We start from the raw sequence: 356 nt of genomic DNA on the forward strand, positions 1-356 counted from the left end.
AGGAACGCCATTTTCGTTCAAATGTTTTACCAGGGCATCTCTTTTTCCGTTTAAGATCTTAAGGGTGTATTGGTGGAACACGTGGCAATCGCATGTACTTTTTATCATACCACAAGCACAAGAAATCTTTGCTGTCACAATATGCTCCTGCCCTTCAAAGGCCTTGGAATATTTTAATGCAGCGTGCCAACGGCTCTCGTTATAACTATCCAATTTGGGCAGTTTGGCTCGTAACACAGCGGCTTGAATGGAATCCAATCGCGAATTGACGCCCACCACATCATGGTAGTACCGTTCGTACATCCCATGGTTTACGATTCCGCGTAAAGTATGTGCCAAATCATCGTCATTAGTAA

The 356-nt window shown here is 43.8% G+C and carries 1 protein-coding gene; it reads right to left on the bottom strand.

Features of this window, described 5'->3' with window-relative positions; all coding sequences use genetic code 11:
* Positions 1 to 356: DegT/DnrJ/EryC1/StrS family aminotransferase (locus tag ACRHNM_RS16410; protein ID WP_431137709.1), on the bottom strand; the 356-nt coding region annotated here is incomplete at both ends.

The organism is Psychroserpens mesophilus (assembly GCF_050617655.1).
Taxonomy (GTDB): domain Bacteria; phylum Bacteroidota; class Bacteroidia; order Flavobacteriales; family Flavobacteriaceae; genus Psychroserpens; species Psychroserpens mesophilus_A.